28 protein-coding genes and 1 pseudogene are annotated in these 23,346 nt (G+C 59.1%); 17 read left to right on the plus strand and 12 right to left on the minus strand.

Going from position 1 to position 23,346, the window contains the following annotated elements; translation table 11 throughout:
- The first annotated feature begins 30 nt into the window (after positions 1-30).
- The 3 genes and pseudogenes from TMS3_RS13750 (at position 31) to TMS3_RS25620 (ending at position 1,867) form a co-directional block, all read left to right on the plus strand.
- Entirely contained in the window at positions 31-1,098 is a 1,068-nt protein-coding gene (locus tag TMS3_RS13750) for a GGDEF domain-containing protein (RefSeq protein ID WP_025165856.1), read from the plus strand.
- A 166-nt stretch (positions 1,099-1,264) separates the two neighbouring features.
- Positions 1,265-1,585: pseudogene (locus TMS3_RS25800) on the plus strand (cold shock domain-containing protein membrane protein); the annotation flags it as partial.
- A 24-nt stretch (positions 1,586-1,609) separates the two neighbouring features.
- Positions 1,610-1,867 carry a cold-shock protein gene (locus TMS3_RS25620; RefSeq protein WP_235576654.1) on the plus strand — a complete coding sequence of 86 codons (258 nt, stop codon included), beginning with the start codon at positions 1,610-1,612 and terminating at the stop codon, positions 1,865-1,867.
- Positions 1,868-1,929: 62 nt separating this feature from the next.
- Here the strand turns inward: TMS3_RS25620 and TMS3_RS13760 are convergent, their stop codons facing one another.
- Positions 1,930-2,136 (minus strand): SlyX family protein, encoded by a 207-nt coding sequence (locus TMS3_RS13760; RefSeq protein ID WP_025165858.1) that lies wholly within the window; start codon positions 2,134-2,136, stop codon positions 1,930-1,932.
- Between the two features lie 3 nt (positions 2,137-2,139).
- Entirely contained in the window at positions 2,140-2,565 is a 426-nt protein-coding gene (locus tag TMS3_RS13765; protein ID WP_025165859.1) for an HIT family protein, read from the minus strand.
- 740 nt (positions 2,566-3,305) lie between these two features.
- On the opposite strand from TMS3_RS13765, the gene TMS3_RS13770 reads away from it, so the two are divergent.
- Positions 3,306-4,589: an OprD family porin gene (locus TMS3_RS13770; RefSeq protein ID WP_025165860.1), complete on the plus strand. Its 1,284-nt coding sequence runs from the start codon at positions 3,306-3,308 to the stop codon at positions 4,587-4,589.
- Between the two features lie 96 nt (positions 4,590-4,685).
- Here TMS3_RS13770 and TMS3_RS13775 read toward each other — a convergent pair whose 3' ends face one another.
- On the minus strand, positions 4,686-5,102 hold the full coding sequence (locus tag TMS3_RS13775; protein WP_025165861.1) for a PaaI family thioesterase: 417 nt from the start codon (positions 5,100-5,102) through the stop codon (positions 4,686-4,688).
- A gap of 105 nt (positions 5,103-5,207) precedes the next feature.
- Here TMS3_RS13775 and TMS3_RS13780 point away from each other — a divergent pair, with 105 nt between their 5' ends.
- The 3 genes from TMS3_RS13780 to TMS3_RS13790 are packed head-to-tail and all read left to right on the plus strand — an operon-like array spanning position 5,208 to position 8,481.
- Entirely contained in the window at positions 5,208-6,923 is a 1,716-nt protein-coding gene (locus tag TMS3_RS13780; protein WP_025165862.1) for a proline--tRNA ligase, read from the plus strand.
- A gap of 24 nt (positions 6,924-6,947) precedes the next feature.
- The gene (locus TMS3_RS13785) at positions 6,948-7,901 is read left to right on the plus strand and encodes a hypothetical protein (RefSeq protein WP_025165863.1); all 954 of its coding nucleotides are present in this window, start codon (positions 6,948-6,950) and stop codon (positions 7,899-7,901) included.
- Positions 7,902-7,908: 7 nt separating this feature from the next.
- Positions 7,909-8,481, plus strand: a complete 573-nt coding sequence (locus TMS3_RS13790; RefSeq protein WP_025165864.1) for a transglycosylase SLT domain-containing protein — start codon at positions 7,909-7,911, stop codon at positions 8,479-8,481.
- Positions 8,482-8,557: 76 nt separating this feature from the next.
- On the opposite strand, the gene TMS3_RS13795 is transcribed toward TMS3_RS13790, so the two are convergent.
- Both TMS3_RS13795 and TMS3_RS13800 read right to left on the minus strand, forming a co-directional pair.
- Positions 8,558-8,833 (minus strand): acylphosphatase, encoded by a 276-nt coding sequence (locus TMS3_RS13795; RefSeq protein WP_025165865.1) that lies wholly within the window; start codon positions 8,831-8,833, stop codon positions 8,558-8,560.
- A gap of 4 nt (positions 8,834-8,837) precedes the next feature.
- On the minus strand, positions 8,838-9,317 hold the full coding sequence (locus tag TMS3_RS13800; RefSeq protein WP_025165866.1) for a TlpA disulfide reductase family protein: 480 nt from the start codon (positions 9,315-9,317) through the stop codon (positions 8,838-8,840).
- Between the two features lie 30 nt (positions 9,318-9,347).
- Here TMS3_RS13800 and TMS3_RS13805 point away from each other — a divergent pair, with 30 nt between their 5' ends.
- Together TMS3_RS13805 and TMS3_RS13810 are read left to right on the plus strand one after the other, a co-directional pair.
- The gene (locus TMS3_RS13805) at positions 9,348-10,757 is read left to right on the plus strand and encodes a PilZ domain-containing protein (protein WP_025165867.1); all 1,410 of its coding nucleotides are present in this window, start codon (positions 9,348-9,350) and stop codon (positions 10,755-10,757) included.
- A gap of 126 nt (positions 10,758-10,883) precedes the next feature.
- A complete protein-coding gene (locus TMS3_RS13810; RefSeq protein WP_025165868.1) occupies positions 10,884-11,276 on the plus strand; it encodes a hypothetical protein in 393 nt (130 codons plus the stop codon).
- 64 nt (positions 11,277-11,340) lie between these two features.
- On the opposite strand, the gene TMS3_RS13815 is transcribed toward TMS3_RS13810, so the two are convergent.
- Both TMS3_RS13815 and TMS3_RS13820 read right to left on the minus strand, forming a co-directional pair.
- Positions 11,341-11,535, minus strand: a complete 195-nt coding sequence (locus tag TMS3_RS13815; RefSeq protein ID WP_043301900.1) for a hypothetical protein — start codon at positions 11,533-11,535, stop codon at positions 11,341-11,343.
- A gap of 172 nt (positions 11,536-11,707) precedes the next feature.
- On the minus strand, positions 11,708-12,928 hold the full coding sequence (locus TMS3_RS13820) for a YihY family inner membrane protein (RefSeq protein WP_025165869.1): 1,221 nt from the start codon (positions 12,926-12,928) through the stop codon (positions 11,708-11,710).
- 249 nt (positions 12,929-13,177) lie between these two features.
- On the opposite strand from TMS3_RS13820, the gene arsC reads away from it, so the two are divergent.
- Genes arsC through TMS3_RS13840 form a run of 4 tightly spaced genes read left to right on the plus strand, consistent with a single transcriptional unit; the run spans position 13,178 to position 15,219 of the window.
- Positions 13,178-13,531 (plus strand): arsenate reductase (glutaredoxin), encoded by a 354-nt coding sequence (gene arsC / locus TMS3_RS13825; RefSeq protein WP_025165870.1) that lies wholly within the window; start codon positions 13,178-13,180, stop codon positions 13,529-13,531.
- Positions 13,528-14,133, plus strand: coding sequence for an NAD(P)H:quinone oxidoreductase (gene wrbA, locus TMS3_RS13830; RefSeq protein ID WP_025165871.1), 606 nt, complete (start codon positions 13,528-13,530; stop codon positions 14,131-14,133). Before arsC ends, wrbA begins: the two co-directional genes overlap by 4 nt.
- On the plus strand, positions 14,126-14,536 hold the full coding sequence (locus TMS3_RS13835) for a DUF2069 domain-containing protein (RefSeq protein ID WP_025165872.1): 411 nt from the start codon (positions 14,126-14,128) through the stop codon (positions 14,534-14,536). The genes wrbA and TMS3_RS13835 overlap by 8 nt, the downstream gene beginning before the upstream one ends.
- Complete coding sequence (locus tag TMS3_RS13840; RefSeq protein WP_235576640.1) at positions 14,536-15,219, plus strand: alpha/beta fold hydrolase; 684 nt, start codon at positions 14,536-14,538, stop codon at positions 15,217-15,219. Before TMS3_RS13835 ends, TMS3_RS13840 begins: the two co-directional genes overlap by 1 nt.
- 9 nt (positions 15,220-15,228) lie before the next feature.
- On the opposite strand, the gene hda is transcribed toward TMS3_RS13840, so the two are convergent.
- From hda to TMS3_RS13855, 3 genes are all read right to left on the minus strand, one after another.
- Positions 15,229-15,933: a DnaA regulatory inactivator Hda gene (hda, locus tag TMS3_RS13845; protein ID WP_025165874.1), complete on the minus strand. Its 705-nt coding sequence runs from the start codon at positions 15,931-15,933 to the stop codon at positions 15,229-15,231.
- Positions 15,930-17,021: an AI-2E family transporter gene (locus tag TMS3_RS13850; RefSeq protein WP_025165875.1), complete on the minus strand. Its 1,092-nt coding sequence runs from the start codon at positions 17,019-17,021 to the stop codon at positions 15,930-15,932. Before TMS3_RS13850 ends, hda begins: the two co-directional genes overlap by 4 nt.
- A 161-nt stretch (positions 17,022-17,182) precedes the next feature.
- Entirely contained in the window at positions 17,183-18,217 is a 1,035-nt protein-coding gene (locus TMS3_RS13855; RefSeq protein ID WP_025165876.1) for a DUF2066 domain-containing protein, read from the minus strand.
- 360 nt (positions 18,218-18,577) lie between these two features.
- Here TMS3_RS13855 and purM point away from each other — a divergent pair, with 360 nt between their 5' ends.
- The 4 genes from purM to TMS3_RS13875 all read left to right on the plus strand — a co-directional run bounded on the left by purM (position 18,578) and on the right by TMS3_RS13875 (position 21,615).
- The gene (gene purM, locus TMS3_RS13860) at positions 18,578-19,636 is read left to right on the plus strand and encodes a phosphoribosylformylglycinamidine cyclo-ligase (protein WP_025165877.1); all 1,059 of its coding nucleotides are present in this window, start codon (positions 18,578-18,580) and stop codon (positions 19,634-19,636) included.
- Positions 19,636-20,286, plus strand: coding sequence for a phosphoribosylglycinamide formyltransferase (gene purN / locus TMS3_RS13865; RefSeq protein ID WP_025165878.1), 651 nt, complete (start codon positions 19,636-19,638; stop codon positions 20,284-20,286). The genes purM and purN overlap by 1 nt, the downstream gene beginning before the upstream one ends.
- 152 nt (positions 20,287-20,438) lie before the next feature.
- On the plus strand, positions 20,439-21,155 hold the full coding sequence (locus tag TMS3_RS13870; RefSeq protein ID WP_025165879.1) for a DUF3108 domain-containing protein: 717 nt from the start codon (positions 20,439-20,441) through the stop codon (positions 21,153-21,155).
- Between the two features lie 184 nt (positions 21,156-21,339).
- Positions 21,340-21,615 (plus strand): Rho-binding antiterminator, encoded by a 276-nt coding sequence (locus TMS3_RS13875; RefSeq protein WP_025165880.1) that lies wholly within the window; start codon positions 21,340-21,342, stop codon positions 21,613-21,615.
- A gap of 56 nt (positions 21,616-21,671) precedes the next feature.
- Here the strand turns inward: TMS3_RS13875 and TMS3_RS13880 are convergent, their stop codons facing one another.
- Both TMS3_RS13880 and mazG read right to left on the minus strand, forming a co-directional pair.
- On the minus strand, positions 21,672-22,211 hold the full coding sequence (locus TMS3_RS13880) for a DUF2058 domain-containing protein (RefSeq protein ID WP_025165881.1): 540 nt from the start codon (positions 22,209-22,211) through the stop codon (positions 21,672-21,674).
- 186 nt (positions 22,212-22,397) lie between these two features.
- Entirely contained in the window at positions 22,398-23,216 is an 819-nt protein-coding gene (gene mazG / locus TMS3_RS13885) for a nucleoside triphosphate pyrophosphohydrolase (protein WP_029866352.1), read from the minus strand.
- Positions 23,217-23,346 lie beyond the last annotated feature (130 nt).

Consider the following 23,346-nt stretch of genomic DNA (forward strand, 5'->3'; position numbering starts at 1 on the left):
GACCATTCGCAACTCGCCACAGTGACGTGCATGAGCCTGGCAACCAAAGCCCCTAGCCTCCTAGAGCTGTACCCCGAAGACACCCGCGATGCGGCCGCCCTGTTAAAGCAGGCCGTACCCTTGATGGTGCGCCACAGCATTCCACCCAATCCGGTGCATTACGCCCTGTGGTACACCTACAGCAAGGGCCAGGAGCCGGGTCTTAACCGTCGCCTGGACAAAATCGTCAAGGACTTCGACAGCTTTCCAGCCGAAACCGCCGCCAAGCTATTTCGCGAGTACATCATTCGCGGCGAACTGGAGGAGGCACAGGCCAAGCAACAGCAAGTCATCAACCTGGTTGACGACATTGAAGGCGATGTTTCCCACAGTCTGGTTGGCAGTCGCAATTACCAACTCAGCCTGGAGCAGGGCCTGGCAGCACTGCAAGAACCACTCATGGATGACTTGCCCAGCGTATTGAGCGAGTTGCAGGAGAGCACTCAGCTGATGCAGGACCAGCAAGAGAAATTCCTCTACCGCCTACGCGCCGCGCAAGGCGAGATTCAACACCTACGCAGCCAGCTCGATCGCGCCCATGCAGCCGCAACCCTGGACAGCCTGACCCAGGTATTCAACCGACATGCCTTTACCCGCCTGCTGGAAAAGACCCTGAGCAACGACCACCAAGGTGTCGCCCTGGTCATGCTGGATATCGATTACTTCAAGCAATTCAACGACCAGTACGGTCATCCACTGGGCGACCGCGTTTTACAGCACGTGGGTCAGCTACTGCGTGACCTGCTGCCACCTCGCGCGATGGCCGCTCGCTATGGCGGCGAAGAGTTCTGCATCATTCTGCGCGACTGCCCCGACCTTTCGATGGCCTACACCTACGCCGAAAAACTGCGTGAGAAAATTCAATCGCTGCGGATCAAGGTACGCCGCACCGACAAAGTGCTCGACAGTATCACTGCCTCTTTTGGCATAGCCCTCGCCGAGGCGGGGGACAACCTGGAAAGCCTGCTGACCCGCGCAGATGATGCGCTCTACCAAGCCAAGCACAACGGCCGCAACCAAGTACACCCAGAATCCCCCGAGACCGTGCTAAGCGCCTGATTTGAGTAGCCCCCCGCTTTGCTGTTAAATACGCCCCGTGCATCCGACCCAAGTCTATGGGTCAGTGCATAGGCTGGTTCCGCGCAGCTCCAACGCCCTCTATTCATGGCACAGCATGCGAACCCGCTCGTCCTGGTGATCCTTTTAATAAGTGAGCTGATTAAAAATGTTGAAAATCGTCCACCTTCTTACGGGCCTCGCCGCCCTGCTGCTGTCCATTGTGCCAAGCCTCGGAAATGACGCCCCATCACTTCTACAACAACCAAACGCCCTGGGCCTTACTCTATTTGGCCTGCTTAACTTGCTCCTGGCGCCGCAACTCCCCATCTGGCACGCCGGCTTGCGGCATCAACTGCAAATCCTGGTCTCTGTTCTACTGGTGCTGGGCACACTGCTCCAAGCTCTGATCCTTCTGGCCCCCATGCCCGTAATCGCTAACCAACCGGCCACCCTGCTCAGCCTGCTAACCGTACTCGCAGCCGTGCTACTTCACCTAGCCACCAACCTGCGCCTGCAGACTCGCAGCCGCGCCCCCACACAGAACACCACCAACCGTGAGACCGGCACGGTCAAGTGGTTCAACACCTCCAAGGGCTTCGGCTTCATTTCCCGTGATTCGGGCGACGATATTTTCGTGCACTTCCGCGCCATTCGCGGTGAAGGCCATCGAGTACTGGTCGAAGGTCAGCGCGTCGAATTTTCCGTCATGCAGCGCGACAAAGGCCTGCAAGCGGAAGATGTAATTGCCGCCCTACCTTCCCGCCACTGACATTCGTCGCCGACTAAAAAGCCCGCATTAAGCGGGCTTTTTAGTCGGCGGGTTATTAGCTGTTAATAATGAGGTGGCGGTGCCTCATCCTCAGTACTCTCGAGCTGCCCACTGATATCCTCCTGACGCTTAGCCAAGGCTGCGACCTGAAGCTGCAAGCGCTCAAGTAAACGCTGCTGCACCACCAACTCGTCGTTGAGCGCTTGAATGGTGTCATCCTGAAAAGCCAGACGACTCTCCAGCTCAGTGACTCGCTCTTCCATACTCACCACTTACACCTCGACAAAACAAAAATTCTCGGCCAGCACCAAGCGCAATTTGGCCTTGATCGCCACCACCTGCTCATCACTATAGGGCTGCGCCGGCTGCTTACCCCAAACCGGCGCCGGCCAAGCGGCATCCTCCCGGCGACGAACCACCACATGCATATGTAACTGACTGACTACATTACCCAGGGTCGCAACATTCATTTTATCGGCAGCAAAGGTGTCTTTGAGCACTTCCGCCAACTGCGTGGTTTCTTGCCAAAGTACCCGCTGATCGTCCGCATCAAGCTGGAACAGCTCACTGACATCTTCGCGCCGCGGCACCAGAATAAACCACGGGTAATGCGCGTCGTTCATCAGCAGCAGACGACACAACGGGAAGTCCCCAACGGGCACAGTGTCCTGCTGCAAACGCGAATCCAAAGCGAACATACCGTCCCTCCCGCTCGACCCATCAATAGAAGAAGCTTGGCGCCAAGAACCGCGAGGCCGATAGACCAAACAACAGGGAACAGGATACGCGAGAGCCGCATGAGACTCACCCCTGCACGGGCATAGACCGCAGCAGCTGCACAACCCGCCCAACCGCAAACGGACTGAAGCATTACAGCGTTACGCTACGCGCACCAACCTGGGGCAGACTCCCGCCCGCGACCACAATGACCACACATAAATGTTACCCCTCCTCTGAAAACCACAACCCCAACAATAAAGCAAGCAGACACCCCATCACTCCTACCCATCCAGACAGACTGCCACAACCCCCTGAAACGCCCGCACTGCCTGCCGCCAGCGATCCCGACACCAGCCGGAAACGCCCCCACCAGCCTGAATGTTAAAAATTCACGAGAACCAGGCAACTTGAGCACGACTTTTGCTTTAGGCAACGACCATGTACACAGCACGGCTCTGCTGCTATCGGAAAGTGAGCAACCAGGACAACAGCCGCAGAACCTGTTACCGCCAATGAATACAAGTGAAAAACTACAAAATTGCGACATGCTTCATTAGCTTTTGCGACACGAGCATAAAGAAACCGTAACGAATAGATTGTAACTATCGCCAACTTTGGCCTCGTGCTATAAGTTAGCGCCGACACAAAAAGAAAGAGCTATCCATATAAAAATGCAGATGGGTAGCGCAACTCTTCTAAACCAAAAGGAGCAATCACGATGCAAGTGATGAAGTGGAGCGTAATCGCCCTCGCAGTAGCCGCGGGCAGCAGCCAGATGGCATTCGCCTCTAGCCAGTCCGAATCCAAGGGCTTTCTTGAAGACAGCACCTTCAACATTTTCAACCGTATCCTGTACCAGAACCGCGACTTCCGTAATGGTGCCAGCAACGGCGCCAGCACTTCCGCCAACCCTGCTGGCTACCGCGAAGAAACCGGTCTGGGTATCCGCCTGCTGGCTGAGTCCGGCTTCACCCAAGGCACCGTTGGCGTGGGCGTTGACGCGCACAGCCTGAGCAGCATCAAGATCGACAGCGGCCGCGGCCGTTTTGGCACTGGCCAGTTCGACCAGACCGACGACGGTCGCGGTGACGACACCCAGACAGAAGTAGGCGGCGCCATCAAGTTCCGCGTTTCCGACACCGTACTGAAGTATGGCAACCAGTTCACTGGCAGCCCGGTATTCTCCACCGACGACAGCCGCATCCTGCCGGAAACTGCTACCGGTACCCTGCTGACCAGCAACGAGATCGAAGGCCTTGAGCTGACTGCCGGTCGCTTCACCGCCCTCAGCAGCCAAACCAGTACCGATCGCGACACCATCGGCCTGAACGAAGCCAACATTGTCGGCGCAAGCTACAGCTTTACCGACAACTTCAGCGGCGCCATTCACGCCTCCGATGTCGAAGATCACTTCAAGAAGACTTATGTCAACCTGAACCTCAACCTGCCACTGGCAGAAGATCAGGCCCTGAACTTCGACTTCAACGCTTACAGAACTAACGATCAAGGCCGCAAGCTGTCCGGCGTTGTCGATAACAAGATCTGGAGCTTGGCTGCTGCCTACTCCCTGGGCGCCCACACCTTCACCCTGGCTCACCAGCGCTCCTCTGGTGACAGCGCCTACGCTTATGGCGTTGACGGCGGCGGCACTATCTGGCTGTCCAACTCGGTCCAGTTCTCCGACTTCGACCGTCAGGATGAGCACTCTTATCAGGCTCGTTACGATATCAACATGGCCACCTACGGCGTACCGGGTCTGAGCTTCATGACTCGCTACATCTATGGCGACAACATCGAAACAGGCATTGTCGGTGCTGGCGAAGGCAAAGAGCACGAACTGGATATCGAAGCCAAGTACGTGATCCAGGAAGGCGCTGCTAAGGACCTGTCCTTCCGCATCCGCAATGCTACCTGGCGCGCTAACGGCGCACAGAACGCTCACTACAGCGCTGACGTCAATGACTTCCGCCTGATCGTCGAGTACCCGCTGTCCGTGCTGTAATCCAGCATTAGCTAGCGAGCAACATGAAAAGCCCGGCTTATGCCGGGCTTTTTTATTTAGTCGATCCAATAATAATCAGCACTCAGGCCAGCGCTATCACAACGGCAACGCGTAAGTACCCGTCACATGCGCCACCAGCTCTTCTTCGCTCCCCGCCGAATACAGCGAGACCTCGCACACGGCCTGACGCCGACTTAAACGTAAAATTCGCGCCTCCGCCAACAAGTCCACCGGCTTGGGCTTGACCAGAAAATTGATATTCAGGTTAGAGGTCACCGCCATCTCAACCCTGCCCAACCGCCCCAGCACCACCGCATACATGGCCGCATCCGCCAGCGACATGATGGTCGGTCCCGACAGCGTTCCACCAGGACGCACCAGCTTGCTGTGGAACGGCACCCGCGCCAGCACGCTATCGACATCCAAGCGATCGATACACAGGCTGATATCTTCAGCCATGGGTAGCCCTGCCCGAATCAGTGCCTGAACCTCTTGCGCCGTTAAAACCGACATCCTCGCCCTCCTCTTCTCACTCCGTCTGCATCCTGTACGCAACAGTACAGGCACCGTACAATGCGGGCCAATTGAATGCCCTTGCAACCGACAGAACGGCCAAATATGCGTACCAGTCAGTTCCTGCTCTCTACTCTCAAAGAAACCCCTTCCGACGCCGTGGTCATCAGCCATCAGCTGATGCTGCGTGCCGGGATGATCCGCAAACTGGCGTCAGGCCTCTATACCTGGCTACCGATGGGCCTGCGGATTCTGCGCAAGGTCGAGGCGGTGGTCCGCGAAGAAATGAATGCCGCTGGCGCCCTCGAGGTGCTGATGCCGGCGATTCAGCCCGCCGAGCTGTGGCAGGAGTCCGGCCGCTGGGAGCAATACGGCCCAGAACTATTGCGCCTGAAAGATCGCCATGGTCGTGAGTTCTGCGTCGGCCCGACCCACGAAGAAGTGATCACCGACCTGGCCCGCAATGAATTGAGCAGCTATAAGCAGTTGCCGCTCAACCTGTACCAGATCCAGACCAAATTCCGCGATGAAATTCGTCCGCGCTTCGGTTTGATGCGTGGCCGCGAGTTCACCATGAAGGACGCCTACTCCTTCCATGTGGATCAGGCATCGCTGCAAGCCACTTATGACCGCATGCATCAGGCCTACTGCAATGTATTCACGCGGCTGGGTCTGAACTTCCGTCCAGTCCAGGCCGATACCGGCTCGATCGGCGGCACTGGTTCCCATGAATTCCATGTGCTGGCCGAGTCGGGCGAGGACGACATCGCCTTCAGCGACAGCTCGGACTATGCCGCCAATATAGAGAAGGCCGAGGCCGTTCCGCGCGAACAACAACGCGGCGCCGCGACCGAAGAACTGCGCCTGATCGACACGCCGAACACCAAGACCATCGCCGCCCTGGTCGATAACTTCAACCTGGCCATCGAAAAAACCATCAAAACCCTGGTGGTACATGGCGCAGAAGAAGGTCAGCTGATCGCCCTGATCATCCGCGGCGACCACGAACTGAATGAGATCAAGGCCGCCAACCTCGCCCAGGTGGCCAGCCCACTGGTCATGGCCTCGGAAGCCGAGCTGCATGCAGCCATCGGTGCCGGTGCCGGCTCCCTCGGCCCACTGAACCTGCCACTGCCGTGCATCGTTGATCGCTCGGTCGCCTTGATGAGCGACTTCGCCATCGGCGCCAACATCGATGACAAGCACTACTTTGGCGTCAACTGGGAGCGCGACCTGCCATTACCCGAGGTCGCAGACCTGCGCAACGTCGTCGCCGGCGACCCAAGTCCAGATGGCCAAGGTACGCTGGAAATCAAACGCGGCATCGAAGTCGGGCACATCTTCCAGCTGGGCAGCAAATACAGCGAAGCCATGAACTGCACAGTGATGGGCGAGAACGGCAAGCCCGCGACCCTGAGCATGGGCTGCTATGGCATCGGCGTATCGCGCGTAGTAGCTGCCGCCATCGAACAGAACCATGACGAGCGCGGTATCCGCTGGAACGACGTACTCGCGCCATTCCAGATCGCCCTGGTTCCGCTGCGCTATGACAACGACATCGTTCGCGAGGCCACAGACAAGCTGTATGGCGAATTGACCGCCGCGGGCTTTGAAGTATTGCTCGATGACCGTGACAAAAAGACCAGTCCGGGCATCAAATTCGCTGACATGGAGTTGATCGGTATCCCGCATCGCATCGTGGTCAGCGATCGCGGCCTGGCCGAAGGCAATCTGGAATACAAGAGCCGTCAGGAAACGGATGCTCAAGTGGTTCCCGTTGCCGACGTCATGGCTTTTATCCAAGCACGTATCCGCCGCTGATTTCAGCCTTTTACAAGAGCCAACATGTTCAAGCGAAGCACCTTCCACCTCGTCGGCGCCGCACTCTGCGGCGCCTTGTTTCTCAGCGGCTGCGCCAATCAGTTGCCGCAGCGCAGCGAACACGAGGAGCGCATCGAGCGAAAACTGCTGGATCACAGCCTGCAAATCGACGTCGGCGAACCTGGCGTACTGGAGTTGCCGCAACGACGCGTGCGCGTACATGAACAGAAGACCTTCGAGGTCACGGTATTCGACGTTACCCGTCGTTACGACCGCTACACGCCTTATCAAGCCTGGCGAGAACTTTACGAGATACCACTGGGGGCCGTAGCCGTAGTCGCCGGCATCGGCGCCAACGTGCTCAACGTGGTGATGCTCGGCAGCCTGCCGGACAGCGTCACCAAGGACTGGATCAGTTACGGCTTCGCTGGCCTCAACCCACTGATCAACGTCGAGTCCAACGGCCGCTCACAGCAAAGCCTCGCCAGCCTCGACGAACGACGCCAGGACGCTCGATCAGAGTACTCCAGCCTGCCTTGGGCCGAGCGCCCGGTACTGATCAAAGCGGGCGAGCAGACCCATGAGTTACTGACCGACCGCAGTGGCATCCTGCGTCTCAACCTGCTCGACAGCCCCTTCGCCGAACAGGATATAAGCCGGATCGGCACCTTACTGCTGAGCATCGAGGATCCACAGGGATCAGCCCGTGCAGATGCCACTTTGCTGGTTAGCCGCACGTTGCGCGGCAAACTGCAGGAAGCCCATACGCTGATCTACAACGATCTGGAAAATGACGACGTCAAGCAATGGGTACATCGGGTCAAGCGTCTGTCTGAACTGGGCCTGGAAGAAGAAGCCAGCGAGCTCGAGCAGAGCCTGATCGAATTGACTCGTAACGATCCCGAGCTACAAGAGACCTTCTTGCATGCGCTGATGCAGGATGCGGGTCGCCTGGTCGCCGACCCCGGCAACGACTAAGCCGAATATGGCATTGCGCCTGAGCCTAACGCTGCTGATGGCGCTGCTGTGCATGCACAGCAGCGCCAGTCTGCGCCAGGCACCCGACCCAGAACTGCGCAGCTTACTGCAGCGCACCGTCGCCGAGGCCGATAGCTTTCAAGACCGTTTCGATGCGCAGGTCTGGCTGCTCGATATGTCCACCCGTCTGACACGCTTCATTCCCGACGCAGAGGAGCGCCTGACCCTGCTGAGGCAGGTGCATCAGGAAGCCAGTAAGGCCCGTTTACGACCCGATCTGGTCCTGGCATTGATCCACACGGAAAGCCACTTCGATCGCTTTGCTATTTCCTCGGCCGGCGCCCAAGGGATGATGCAAATCATGCCTTTCTGGAAAGCCGAACTCGGCCGCCCACACGACAACCTGACCGATAACGCCACCAACCTGCGCTACGGCTGCACCATCCTCAGTTTTTATTTACGCAAAGAAAACGGCAATCTGAGCCGCGCCCTAGCCCGCTACAACGGCAGCCTCGGCCGAAACACCTACTCAGCCAAGGTGATCGGGTTCTGGCATGACTATTGGTACGTCAAACCGTAGCCTGGACTAGGCATATGCTGAAGCCTGACTGTGCAGAAACCTCAGGGCGAGTGCCGCAGCATGAAAAACACACCCCTCACCGCCGTACTACAAACCCGGCAATTCCTTGTAACGGCTGTGCCTCCAACTCCACTGTCTTGACCTTGGCCAACTTCGGCCCCTTCTCCAGCCAGGCGGCCAAGGCATCTACCGCGGCCTCCTCTCCCTCGAACAGCAGCTCGACGCGTCCATCGTCGAGATTACGCACCCAGCCATCCAGATCCAAACGCTCGGCCTGCTCACTGGTGTACTGGCGAAAACTCACACCCTGCACCCGCCCGCTGACATAGCCATGCAAACACACCCGCGACATCGCACTACTCCCCCGCTTGCAAGGTTTTCAGCCGAGCCGTCAGGCCTGCAGCCGTCTGCTCGCCAAGCAAGCGCTCACGCACTTGCCCCTGGCTGTCGATTATATAAGTGACCGGTAGCACTTCACTGCGCGGCAGCTCGTAGCGCGCCGCAGGGTCTTGCTCCAACACGGTGAATTCGATGCCCAAAGCCTGCGATGCCTTACGCAGCTCTTCTCCCTGCAAGCCGTCGAAGTTCACCCCCAGCACAGTGACCGAGCGCTCCTTGAACTGTTTGGCCAAGGCATTCAGCTCAGGAATTTCAGTACGACACGGTGCGCACCACTCGGCCCAATAATTAATCACCAACCACTGGCCTTCCAGACTCCCAGCCGTTACCTTTCTTCCAGACTGATCGACACCGACGTCTTCGCCGCAGCCTGCCAGAATCAGACAGGCACAGATGCCTATGACACTACGAATAACAACCTGGAGTTGCGCTCCCATGCGTTCGATCCTCGTCCACGAAGGGTTGAAATGACGTTAGATATCTTGCGCCTGGAAGTGCCGGATCTACTCGAAGATAACGCAACTTCCCTCGCCGACCTCAATGAACACCTGGCCAAGGCACGACAGCAACCCCATGACCTGGGATTGCAACAGGTGCTCAGCCTGCTGTTTCGGCTTAACCGCAGCGTAATGACCTTACTCGAAAGACAGCGCGCACTGCAAAGTCTCAGCGATGAGTTCCGCCACTACAGCGCGCCCTATCTGACTGACACGCCTCCACCCAGTCTATTCGTACGCCTGTGTGGCGAACTGGCCATAGGTTTCAAACGCTTGCTGCTGCAGATACTCCAAGGCCGGCAGCCCTCGCGCCCGCACCTGGCCTGGTGTCTTTATATGGCCCAGCACTTTCTCGCACAAAATTTGCTGCGCCACATTCAACTGTATCAGGAGCCACCACCCAGCCTGTGGCGTGACAGCCATCTGCTGTATTGGCTCGGCGAACACCAGGAGTGCCTGGACGAGCTGGTCGCTGCGGCCTTCCAACCCCCGCCGGCCAGCAGCTTACGCGGCCTTTACCAACAAATGCTGTTACTCGGCCTGAGTAACCCTTCTCATCTCGCCACAGGTGAGTGTCCGCTATTGTTCGGGGCCCTTGCGCCACTGGCTGGACTGGCGCGCCTACTGCCCTGGAATGAAAATGACGAGGCTGAAGGCCCAATTGTCGACCTGACAGAATCACAGCCCTGTTTGGGTTACGCACAGAAACCCGAGGGTAATGGTGACTACCTACGCCGTTTCGAGCTCGGCGCCCTGTTAGTAGCCCTACATGAGCCGGCTCCATTACAAAGCAGCGCCGAACGACAACTGCTTGAGCGCGTCCAGCATCACTGGTTAGGCCACCAGCAGCGACGCCACCAACGCGCCGAACAGGATGTCGAATGCACTCTGGTAGTCGGTCTACTCGCCATCCATGCGCAGCTCTTGGAGCAACGTCCCGAGCACAGCTGCGCACAGATGCTCGACCTCAGTCCTGGCGGTGCACGCCTGCTATGCAACGCGGATCAAGCCGTGCATTTACCCGTTGGCCAACTGGTATTGGTGCTCAAAGACATCAGCACACCCGTACTGGCCTTAGTCCGCTGGCGCCATCTCAACGCCGAAGGCCTGCACCTGGGTCTGAGTTTCCTCAAAGGCCTACCGCGCCCCGCTTGGCTGCGCCGCGCACCCAACGAGAAAACCCACCCAGGCGTATTGCAGAGCACACCAGCCCCCGGTAGCAGCTGGCATCACGGCGTGTGGTTAGCCACTGGGCAATTCGCCGCAGAGGAACAGCTCTGGCTACAACTCAGCGGCGCGCATAAGCAAACCATCTTGCAGCTGCCTGCGGCCAACCTCAGCACCCCCTCAGTCACACGTCACCCACTGCGCCTGGCATAAACAATAAGAACTGCGAGACGAGTCACGCCGAGCGCCGGCTGAGCGCACAGTTTCGTCCACCTACCACTGCTTATAATTCCCGCACTGCTGTTTGGCCCAATTCACTATCAGCCTGGAGACACGTCCGTGACCCAAGCCCACGACAAGCTGATCGGCCCTGTGCCGACGCGCATCGTCGATACCGCTCGCCAACTGGTCACTCCCTACGAGGGGAGGGTTGCCGAGTACAATATTGCCGCTTGGTTGCAGGTTCCTGGGCTGGCTAACCTGCCAGTGTCTTTGCTGGTCAGTTACCGTGATGGCGACAAGCGTCGCGAAGTCACGATAGATCACGGCAAAGTCAGCGCTCACAGCAAGATCCTGCTGTCAGGGATCGCCCGGATGCCGGTCAAACAAAAAATCGAAGATATGCAGGTGCGCTTGCGCTCCGCTGTGCCGACGAAAAGCCTGGTAGTCGAAGAGCTATTCGTACAAGCGGTCGAACTGGCGAACAGCGACAGCCGCCAAGCACTCGCCTGACCCTCCGCCTAGCCTCACCCTTCACTTAGTTTCGCTGCCCACGTGCAACTACGAGGCGATGCGATTAACCCGATAGCACCTCAACCCGAATCACCGACTCACCTCGCTCCTGCTCCTGCTCTTGCGCCAGTGATTCGGGCCAGTGGGCGAAACGCAGCCCGGTAATCCGGTTCAACCGCTCCAGCGCCTCTTGCGGATCACGCTGGTAGAGGTGAATCACTTTGCGGTTCGTGGCTGGCAAAAAACGGGTAGCAGTCATAAAACGCCTTTATTCTCAGTCAATCCCTGCTCTGCTGGCAGTCTGTTGGCAATCTTCATGGCTAGGGCCATTGCCAGAAGCGTGCCAGCCTCCTTGTCCCGCTCTCCCCAGCCCTATCAAGCAAACACTCTTCAGCTGGCTCCGATGCCGCGCCGCAAACTGACGCTTTTTGTCACTCGGCGACCGGATGCAACCAATCCGCCAGGCTCCCTTCAAACAACGCCTCCTGTTGCGCATGCAACTGCTCCAAGGCATTGCGCAACGCCGGGTACCACGGCTCATCGAGCTGTTCCGGCAACTGACTGAGACGCGGCAGCGGCCAGGGGCTGTGGCTCAATAACTGCTCCATGCTGTACTGCCCCAGATCCCGACTCAGTACCCAGGCGCCAGCGGTGGTCGGGGCGACCAGCTGCCGCTGCTCAAGAAACTCGAGCACCTCTTCCCACTCATGTTCCGGCAACAACCAGCCTTGGCGCTGCACATCGCGATGACGCACCTTCAAACCTGACCGCTGGCGCTCATGAAACACTCGAAGAATCCCCAAAACCACCAGCAGACGCGGCATAGACTGCTTACGCCACTGAGGCGACGAGGCTAGATTACACACCAGTTCCGCACCGAACAGCACAAGAAACCAGGACAAATAAATCCATAAAAGAAACAACGGCACCGTGGCAAATGCCCCATAGATCAGTTGGTAGCCAGGAAACAACCGCACATACAGGCTGAATAATGCCTTCGCCGCCTCAAATAAAACCGCGGTAAACACACCACCCAAAAACGCATGTTTCAATGGCACTCGCGCATTCGGCACCGTCGCATAGAGCAAGGTAAAGGCCGCAACACTGAATAGCAGCGGCATGAATTTAAACGCTGTTTTAGTGCCGAGTAACGCATCGGGCCCAGAAACCAGCGACAACGAGGCGATGTAGGTGCTGACCGCGAAACCAGCACCCAGAAGGATCGGCCCCAGGCTCAAAATCGCCCAATACAATAAAAAACTCGAGACCCCACGACGCGGCTGACGCACACGCCAGATGGTATTGAAAGCCTTTTCTATGGTCACCAGCATCCAGAAAGCGGTGACGGCCAACACCGCCACGCCAATCCACGTCAGCTGACGCGCCTGCTCGGTGAAGTCACGCAGGTACTCCTGTAACGTTTCACCGGCAGAGGGTATGAAGTTGCGGAAAATAAAACTCTGAATCTGCTCGCCCGTACCTTGAAAGGCCGGCACGGCAGAGAGCATAGCGAAGGTCACAGTCATCATCGGCACCACGGCGAACAGCGTGGTGTACGTCAAAGCAGCCGCATTATTGGCTCCGCGATCAGCGAGAAACCGCTGGATCAGAAAACGCCAGAATTCCACCAGGTTATTGAAGCGCTGACGCATGCCATCTCCTTAGCAGCCCGTAAAAAACTATTGCGCTCGATTAAACCGCACGACGATCCGAATTAAAGCCTCATTCATAACCGGAAATTACGGTTAGTTCGCCTGGTCTGGCCTTATAGGCAGCCACGTTCCCGGTCGATCCTGGCTTATCAAAGGCCCTATTGCAGACCGCAAAGAACCTGCCCTGTTCAGACTCAGGTGCCGACGCGGTTAGAATAGCTGCCACCTGACGCAAGATGCGACCTGCACATGACCGATTTGACGCTCTACCACAATCCACGCTGTTCGAAATCCCGTAGCGCACTGCAACTGCTCGAAGCGCGCGGCCTGACGCCAACTATCGTGCGTTATCTGGAAACCCCGCCCAGTGCCAGCCAATTACAGGACTTGCTGAGCAAGCTAGGACTCAACGCCCGCGAACTACTGCGCACCGGCGAAGATGAATACCAAGCCCTGGGCCTGGTCGACCTCGGCTTGAGCGAAGCCCAACTGATTGCGGCCATGGTTGCCCACCCGAAACTGATCGAGCGCCCGATTCTGGTGGTGGATGACCAGGCGGTGATTGGCCGGCCTCCAGAGAAAGTTCTGGAGATCCTGCCTTGAGTGATCCCTACATTCTGGTGCTGTATTACAGCCGCCATGGCGCCACAACCGAGATGGCCCGACAGATAGCTCGTGGCGTCGAGAAGGGTGGCCTGGAGGCGCGCCTGCGCACGGTGCCGGCCATATCCTCCGAATGCGAAGCTGTCGCCCCGGACATTCCGGCCGAAGGCGCGCTGTACGCCAGCATCGACGACTTGAAAAACTGCGCCGGCCTGGCCCTCGGCAGTCCGACACGTTTCGGCAACATGGCCGCTCCACTGAAATACTTCCTCGATGGCACCAGCAGCCTGTGGTTGACCGGAGGCCTGGTGGGCAAACCCGCCGGCGTGTTCACCTCTACTGCCAGCCTGCACGGCGGCCAGGAAACCACCCTGCTGTCGATGATGCTGCCGCTACTGCACCACGGCATGTTGATCTCCGGCCTGCCCTACAGCGAATCCGCACTGCTGGAGACCCGCGGCGGCGGTACACCTTATGGCGCCAGTCACCATGCCGGCGCCGACAGCAAACGTGCCCTCGACGAACATGAAATCGCCCTGTGCCGCACACTCGGCCAACGCCTGGCACACACCGCCCTGAAACTGGAGCCAGCCCGTGGCTAAAGCCCCCAAGCCGCTACCCTCTCTCGATTGGCTGCAACCACGCCTGGCCGCCAGCCGGGCGATCAGCCTGCTGAGCTTCGCAGCCCTGGCCGCCCTGTTACTAGTGTGGAACCTGAACTTCGCAGCGCTTCCCAGCAAACTGCTCTGGGTCATCCTCGGCTTTAATCTGACTCCACTGCTGCTGCTCGCGCCCGGCATGATCCTCGGCAACGCCCGCGCTCACGCCTGGACCTGTTTCGTGGTCAACCTGTACTTCATTCAGGGCGTGCTGGCGGCCTTCGATCCGTCCAAAGCGCTGTTTGGCTGGCTGGAGGCCCTACTCAGCCTCAGCCTGTTCTGCGCCGCACTGATGTACACGCGCTGGCGCTTCCAGTACGACCGTAAGCTGGCTGGGGAAAGCTGATGCTGCGTCTGGTCCTGCTGCCGGGTCTGAACGGCAACAGGATCTTGTTCACCCCCCTACTGTCGCAGCTCGATCCAGCACTTGAAGTCGAAGCACTGTGTCTCCCCGTTCAGGGTAGCCAAGACTATGACGACCTTGCCGATGCGCTGGTTGACCGTCTCGGTGATAGTCCCTTTGTGCTACTCGGAGAGTCCTTCTCCGGACCACTGGCTTATCGCCTGGCCCTGCGCCAACCGACAGGTTTGTGCGGCGTCATCTTCGCCGCAACTTTCCTGCGCCGCCCGCATCCACTCCTAGCACTACAGCGTTACCTGCCACTGCGACATAAGTTGTTGACGCATAGCAGCCTGCTGCGTCAGTTCTGCCTGGACGACGGGGCCAGCCCTGCAATGGTCAAACTGCTACGCGACGAAATCCAAGCCCTTCCAGTGCGTTTAATACGTGCCCGCCTGACCAGTCTCAACCAGCTACAAATACCCTCCCAGCAACTCGACCTACCTGCACTGCACCTGCTACCACGGCGGGATCGCTTGATTACCCACCTGGCTGCGACAACCCTGCGGCAACATTGCCGCCAATTGCAGCAAGTCACCATTGATGGCCCGCACTTTCTCCTGCAGAGCAAACCACAGGATTGTGCACAGGCTATTCAGCAGTTTTTGGCTGGATTAAGTGCAGGCTAGATGTGCGTCTTACCAGCCCAGGGTTTCTTTCAGGAAGGGAATCGTCAGCTTGCGCTGGGCTTGCAGGGAGGCCTGGTCCAGGCGCTCCAGCAGGTCGAACAACGCACTCATGCTGCGTTCGCCGCGGGTCAGAATAAACCGCCCGACTTCATCGCTGAGGTGCAGGCCACGACGCGAGGCACGCAGTTGCAGGGCGCGCAGCTTGTCTTCATCGGACAGCGATTGCAGCTGAAAGACCAGGGCCTGGGTCAGCCGCGACTGCAGGTCGGCGAGCTGCACCGGCAGTTCCCGTGGCGAGGCGTTGGCCGCCAGCAGTAGACGCCGGCCACTGTCGCGCAGGCGATTGAACAGATGGAACGAGGCCTCTTCCCAATCACTGCGCCCGACTACTGCATCCAGGTCGTCGAGGCAGACCAGCTCGTAGCGCTCCAGGTTGTCCAGCAACTCAGGCCCGCGCTCAACCATCTCCGCCAGCGGCAGGTACACGGCCGGCTCGCCGCGCTGCTCGAAACGCAAGCAAGCCGCCTGCAACAGGTGGCTGCGCCCAACACCGCCACCGCCCCACAGGTAGATCAGACTTTCCGTCCAGCCGGCGTCCGCTTCGCACAGACGCTCGACATAGCCGAGCGCCGCAGCATTGGCACCGGGATAGTAGTTGGCGAAGGTGGCGTCATCGCGCAGACGCACACCTAGAGGCAGTTGAATGGGTGTCATGCGGGGCTTGGCGGCTCGTCAGAAGCGCTTGAGGACTCTCCGTAAAGAGCGGAAAGTTTATAGAAATCATGCGCATGACGCACTAAAACCATGATCACCGCGGCCACTGGCAGGGCCAATAGCACGCCACTGAAGCCGAACAGCTGCCCCCCCGCCATGATTGCGAAGATCACCGCCACCGGGTGCAGGCCGATGCGGTCGCCGACCAGCCAGGGCGTCAGCAGCATGCCCTCTAGCATCTGACCGGCCACAAACACCGCGGCAATCGCCAGCAGTGGGTAGAAGTCGCCGCCGAACTGGAACAGCCCGGCCGTCAAGGCGGCGCCTATGCCCACCACCACGCCGAGATACGGCACGATACTGGCCAAGCCCGCCAACAAACCAATCAACAAGCCCAGTTCCAGACCGATCAGCATCAACCCGACGGCGTACATGATGCCCAATGCCAGCATCACCAGGAGCTGTCCACGCAGAAAAGCCCCCAGCACTTCGTGGCACTCGCCAGCCAGCTTCACGACAAAGCCTTCGCGATTGCGCGGCAACAGGCCACGCAACTTGGCAACCATCAGGTCCCAGTCGCGCATCAGGTAAAAGCTCACTACCGGGATCAGCAACAGATTGGCCAACCAGGCCAGCAGGGCCAGGCCTGAAGAAGTGACCTTGGCTAGCACCTTGCCGACAATATCGCCGGTTTTGCCCAGATGTTCGGAGAAGGCGGTTTTCAGCTGGTCGAAACGCCAGAAGCCATCGTCCAGCCCCAACTGAGCCTGAACCCAAGGCAGCGCCTGGTGCTGCGCCCAGTCGATCATCTGCGGCGCCAGCTCATACAGGCGCATCAACTGCTTACCCAGCAGCGGTACCAGCACAAGCAGCAACAGCGCCAGAATCAGGCTGAACAGCGCAAATACCACGATTACGCCCCAAGTACGCGAGAGCTTCCAACGCTCCAGACGATCCACCAATGGATCGCCCAGGTAGGCCAGCAGTACGCCGATCAGGAATGGCGAGAGAATCGGATGCAGCAGATACAACAACCAGCCGAGCAGTAACAGCCCAGCTATCCATAGCCAGCGCGGTGAATCAATCATGCTCAGACCTCAGTTCGCAAAATAGACTGCCCAGGACAGGTCTTCAGCAGTGGAGTGCACCGACGCTATCGGCTCTAGCACTCACATCAATAAAAACAGAGCGCTAAAGCGGCGTGCAGCGGTTTGTCGCTCGGCGCTCATTGCCTACAGTACGCGGCAGTCTACCAGCGAAACCGCAGCACATCGCCGCGCGGTCGCACTTGCGGCGCCTGCTGGTCAGTGGGCAGTTGGTTGGCATCAACCGGCTCGGCCTCAGGCGGCACTTCCTGCAGCTTTGCCAGCACCAGTTGCGCGCGCAACTGTTCGGCACTGGCGTTGACCCGATATGTCAGGCGATCCCCTTGCACGCTGAGCAACTGCGCATTAAAGGGCTCGAGGATTCGCTGCAACTCGGCATAACGCGTTAGATCGGCCCCCTCAATTTGTAGAGTCAGGTTGGTTGCCGAGCCCGGCGCGATGACGAAACGCGGCGCCAGTCGCTCGTTCAGCGCCAGCATCACGGCATCGGCCAACGCTGCCTGGTCGGCGCCTTCGGCCTTGCCTTGCTCGCGCGCATCGCCCAACCATAAACGCCACCTGGCTTGCCATTGGCCGTTTTCTTCGCGGGCTTGTACGACCAGCAAGGCATCGGCGGCGTAACGCTCTGACGCCGCGCGCAACCCTGTCGGTTCGCTGGCCGCCAAATTCTCAGGCGTTGCGACCAGTTGTTCATCCAGATCGGCCAGCGGCAAACGCAGCGGCAAACCCCGATGTTGCGCAGCCTCACTCAGGGCCACGGCGCTGCTCTGGCCATCGCCGATCAAGCTCGCGCCCTCGCCTGTTTCATTCAACCACCAGGCAAGGATCGCCGGGCGATTGGTCCCCCACAGCGACAGACCGGCCTGGCGCAGACTGCGATCGGTGCTACTGGGATCGAAATCCACCACCAGGCTGTCACCTTTATAGCCGTACTGGCTGACGACCTGCTGCGGATCCTTGCGCAGTTCGGCGAGCGCCGGGCTTTGCGCCGCCTCGCTTCGACCGGTCAAACGCAGGACCAGGGTGTCCAGGGCGCGGCCAAGGGCCGCATCACGCTCTTCCGGCTGCTGGCTGGCGACCGGCTCGCGCACCTGATACAGGTCACTGACAGTCGCCGCCAGACTCTGCAGGCTGAGCAACGGCAGACACAAGACAAGCAAGCGAGCAATCAGGCGCATGGAATAGGCTCTCGACAGGCGGAAGGCCGCGCATAGGGCGCAGTAGAAGCTTATACCTTAAACAGCCACCTGCGCCCCGGCAACCACAGCGCGGGCGGCTGGCCGCTGCCCAGCAAGCCTGATAAAATCGCGCGCCTTCGCAGACCGGTCACAAGGGAGACTGTCAGGCTTAGGACTGTCCTACTGTGAAAGACTGGATATTGGCGGCTTTTACCACTCCAACTCGTTAAATAGGGCGACTATTCGCCTCGTTTGATTGATCAAAGCCCCTCAATCCCAGCCTTTCTCGCTACGGACACCAAACCCGACAGACTCCCAGCACCGGCGCCCATCCGACTTCCCCCTTAAAGGCCTGGATCTATGAGCAAGCAACCCTCCATCAGCTACAAGGACGCAGGTGTCGACATCGACGCAGGTGAAGCCCTGGTCGAACGCATCAAAGGCGTGGCCAAGCGCACCGCCCGTCCGGAAGTCATGGGCGGCCTGGGCGGTTTCGGCGCCCTCTGCGAGATCCCGGCCGGTTACAAGCAACCGGTATTGGTATCCGGCACCGACGGTGTCGGCACCAAGCTGCGTCTGGCACTGAACCTGAACAAACACGACAGCATTGGCATCGACCTGGTGGCCATGTGCGTCAATGACCTGGTGGTATGTGGCGCCGAGCCGCTGTTCTTCCTCGATTACTACGCCACCGGCAAGCTCAATGTCGACGTCGCCACCCAGGTCGTCACCGGCATCGGCGACGGCTGTGAACTGGCCGGCTGCTCCCTGGTTGGCGGCGAGACCGCCGAGATGCCGGGCATGTACGAAGGCGAAGACTATGACCTGGCCGGTTTCTGCGTCGGCGTAGTAGAGAAAGCCGAGATCATCGATGGCTCCAAGGTAACAACTGGCGACGCGCTGATCGCCCTGCCGTCTTCCGGCCCACACTCCAACGGCTACTCACTGATCCGCAAGATCATCGAAGTCAGCGGTGCCGACATCGAAACCATCCAGCTCGATGGTAAGCCGCTGACCGAGCTGCTGATGGCGCCCACGCGCATCTACGTCAAGCCGCTGCTCAAGTTGATCAAAGACACCGGCGCGGTAAAGGCCATGGCCCACATCACTGGTGGCGGCCTGCTGGACAACATTCCGCGGGTTCTGCCCAAAGGCAGCCAAGCGATAATCGACGTCGCCAGCTGGACCCGTCCGGCAGTATTCGACTGGCTGCAAGCGCAAGGTAACGTCAACGAGACCGAGATGCATCGCGTGCTCAACTGCGGCGTCGGCATGGTCATCTGCGTCGCCCAGGATCAGGTCGATGCAGCCCTCAAGACCCTTCAGGATGCCGGCGAGCAGCCGTGGGTCATCGGCCAGATTGCCAGCGCAGCAGAAGGCGCCGAACAGGTCGTGCTGAACAACCTGAAAAGCCACTGATGCCGAGCCCCTGCAATGTGGTGGTGCTGATCTCGGGCTCCGGCAGCAATCTGCAGGCGCTACTCGACAGCATCCAGGCCGGCGATACTCCGGCCCGTGTGTGCGCGGTGATCTCCAACCGCGCCGATGCCTACGGCCTGGAACGAGCCAAAACGGTCGGCATCGCCACGCGGATGCTTGACCATAAAGCCTTCGACGGTCGCGAAGCCTTTGACGCGGCGCTGGTCGAAGCCATAGATGCCTTTGAACCGCATCTGGTGGTATTGGCCGGCTTTATGCGCATCCTCAGTCCAGGCTTCGTCCGCCACTACGCTGGGCGCCTGCTGAATATCCACCCCTCGCTGCTGCCCAAATACAAGGGCCTGCACACCCATCAGCGAGCCCTGGAAGCAGGCGACAGTGAACACGGCTGCAGCGTGCACTTCGTCACTGAGGAACTCGATGGCGGCCCTCTGGTCGTACAGGCAGTCGTCCCGGTACAGTCACACGACTCGCCGACCAGCCTGGCGCAGCGGGTGCACGAACAGGAGCACCAGATTTACCCACTGGCCGTGTGCTGGTTTGCCGAAGGGCGTTTGCGCCTTGGCGAGCAAGGTGCATTGCTGGATGACCAACCTTTGCCGAGTACCGGCCACTTGATCCGAACGTAGAAGGTGTTTCCAAATTCAACGAGCGAAGGTCAGGCAAGGCAAAAATGGCTGAGGAGGCGGAGTTTACGTATTGTAAATGAGCACTCCGAAGCCATTTTTAACGCCGCATCACCGAGTGCAGCCAATTTGATAACAGCTTCTTAGGAGACATCATGCGTCGCGCCTTATTGTTCGCCCTTGCCCTACTCAGCCTGCCGGCCCTGGCTGCGGAACCGACGCCGTTTTCCGCCAGCTACACCGCCGACTGGAAACAAGTCCCCATCAGCGGTACTGCCGAACGCAGCTTGCAACGCCAGGAAGACGGGCGCTGGCAGCTCAACTTCGAAGCCTCAATGCTGGTCGCCAGCCTCACCGAAACCAGCACCCTGCGCGTCGAGAACGGCGCACTGATGCCGCTGACCTACCGCTTCGAACGCGGCGGACTGGGCAAGAGCAAAGTAATCGAGTACGACTTCGACTGGAACGAAAAGCAAGTGATTGGCAGCGACCGCGGCAATCCGGTGCGCTTCCCACTGAACCGCAATCTGCAGGACAAATCGACCTACCAGCTGGTGCTGCAACAAGACGTTGCCGCCGGCAAGAAGAGCATGAGTTATCAGGTACTCGACGGCGACGAAATCGAGACCTACGACTTCCGCGTACTAGGCGAAGAGACCGTACGCACCAAGGCCGGTCTGATTGATGCAATCAAGGTCGAACGCGTACGCGACCCGACGCAAAGCAGCCGCAAGACCATCCTCTGGTTCGCCAAGGACTGGAGCTACCTGCTGGTTCGCCTGCACCAGGTGGAAAAGGACGGCAAGGAGTACCAGATCATGCTGAAAGATGGCACGGTCGATGGCAAACCGGTCGAAGGTCGCCGCGACTGAGCCAAGCGAACGAAAGCGAAGCCGGGCGATGCCCGGCTTTTTTTATGCAGAAAAGTAATCTGAATGAAATCCGGAGAATGGCTGGCACACAGCAAGCACCAGGAGTGCATCCGGGCTACGACGCTGTCGGCGGGTAAGCCTAGGCTGTAAGCTACTGCCCTGGCGAGATACGCGAGGAGAGCCGATGGACAGCCTTTATCAGCCGCTGGCTTGTGATCTGCACGACTACCTTGAGATCGCCTGCCTGTATCACTATCGACTGCACATCGAGCTGAACGATGGCGACAGCCTCGATGCCGAGGCACTCACCACCGAAACCACGCCGAGCAAAGAAGAGTTCCTGATCGTGCACAGCGCTCAAGGCCAGCAACGCCTGCGCCTGGATAGCCTGCTCGCGATTACGCCACTGACAGCCAATGCACGCTTTACCCGGGTGTCGCTAAGCCCCAGCGCCTGCTGAGCTGCAGGCAAACACAAGCCGGGCAGTGCCCGGCTTGTGTATGGCTTTAGCGCGCCTTACCACATCAGATCATCCGGCACCTGGTAGGCGGCATAAGGGTCATCGGCATCCGGCGCTTCGGTCGGCGTATTGAGCAAGATCACGCGCTGCGGATCGCGCTCCTGGATCTTCAGCGCCGCCTCACGCGGAATGACTTCATAGCCACCACCATGCTTGACGATCGCCAGCGAGCCACGGCTAAGCTTGTCACGCATCAGGGTATTCACCGACAGGCGTTTGACCTTCTTGTCGTCGACGAAGTTGTAGTAATCCTCGGTGGTCAGCTTGGGCAGGCGGGAGACCTCGATCAACTGCTTAATCTGCGCGGCGCGGGCCTTCTGCTCGGCCTTCTCCTTCTGCTGACGGTTCAACTCCTGGTCACGGGCAGCTTTCTCGGCCATGGCCTGGCGCGCGGCGAGCTGCTGCGACTGGTCTTTCTCGACCTGGCCTTTATGCTCAAGGCGTTCCTGCTTCTGCTTCTGCTTGCTGGCCTGCTTGGCCTGCTTTTCGTTGACCAGCCCGGCTTTGAGCAGCTGATCGCGTAGTGATATAGCCATAACTTACCTATTCAAAACAAAATTCAATGACCACAACCGTCAACTACAGAGTGATTGTGGCCACTTCTATTGATCTAACGACACCACCTGCCGGCCATGACTCGAGCCTGCGCTCCGAGGGCCGTGAGAGGCGGGACATTTCTCGTTCACGAGCCCCTGCATCCCGCTAGCGTAACAACCCGGAGACTACTGCTTCTCCAGCTTTTTGGCTTCCCCCCACAACGCATCCAACTCGTCCAGCTCACATCCCTCGATCGGTCGTCCTGCTTCACGCAGCGCCTGCTCGATAAAGCGAAAACGACGCTCGAACTTGGTATTGGCGGAGCGCAGGGCCGACTCCGGATCGACTTTCAGATGCCGGGCGAGATTGGTCACCACAAACAACAGATCGCCGATTTCCTCGGCTACGGCCTGCGGATCGTTCTCGCTCATGGCCTCGAGCACTTCGTCGAGTTCTTCGCGCACCTTGTCCACCACCGGCAAGGCTGCGGGCCAGTCGAACCCCACCTGGGCGGTGCGTTTCTGCAATTTGACGGCGCGCGTCAGCGCCGGCAAGGCACTGGGCACATCGTCGAGTAGCGACAACTGTTCAGGAGCAGCAGCCTTCTCCGCCCGCTCCTCGGCCTTCAGTTCTTCCCAGCGCTGCTTGACCGCCGCCTCTGCCAGTTTGGCGGTATCAGGCGCGCCATACAGGTCACCATCCGGGAACACATGGGGATGCCGCCGCAGCAACTTGCGAGTGATGCCGTCGACCACTTGAGCGAACTGGAAATGTCCATCCTCCTGGGCCAGTTGGCTGTAATACACCACCTGGAACAGCAAATCGCCCAACTCACCCGGCAGGTGATCGAAGTCGCCACGTTCAATGGCGTCGGCCACCTCATAGGCCTCTTCAATTGTGTAGGGCACGATGCTCGCGTAGGACTGCTTCAGGTCCCAGGGGCAGCCATGCTGCGGGTCTCGCAGGCGCGCCATCAGGTGCAGCAGGTCGTCGAGTTGGTACATGGAAAATTCCGGTTTCAGTTCTCAGCAAAAAACTTCGCGGCCAAGGCCGCTCCCACAACAGCACGTTCACACAAGCGCTGAGCGACGCGAGCGAAGGCCAGACAAGGCAGTAGCCGCTCCCGGCGGCTAG

Origin of the sequence: Pseudomonas taeanensis MS-3 (assembly GCF_000498575.2) — a bacterium.
Lineage (GTDB): Bacteria > Pseudomonadota > Gammaproteobacteria > Pseudomonadales > Pseudomonadaceae > Aquipseudomonas > Aquipseudomonas taeanensis.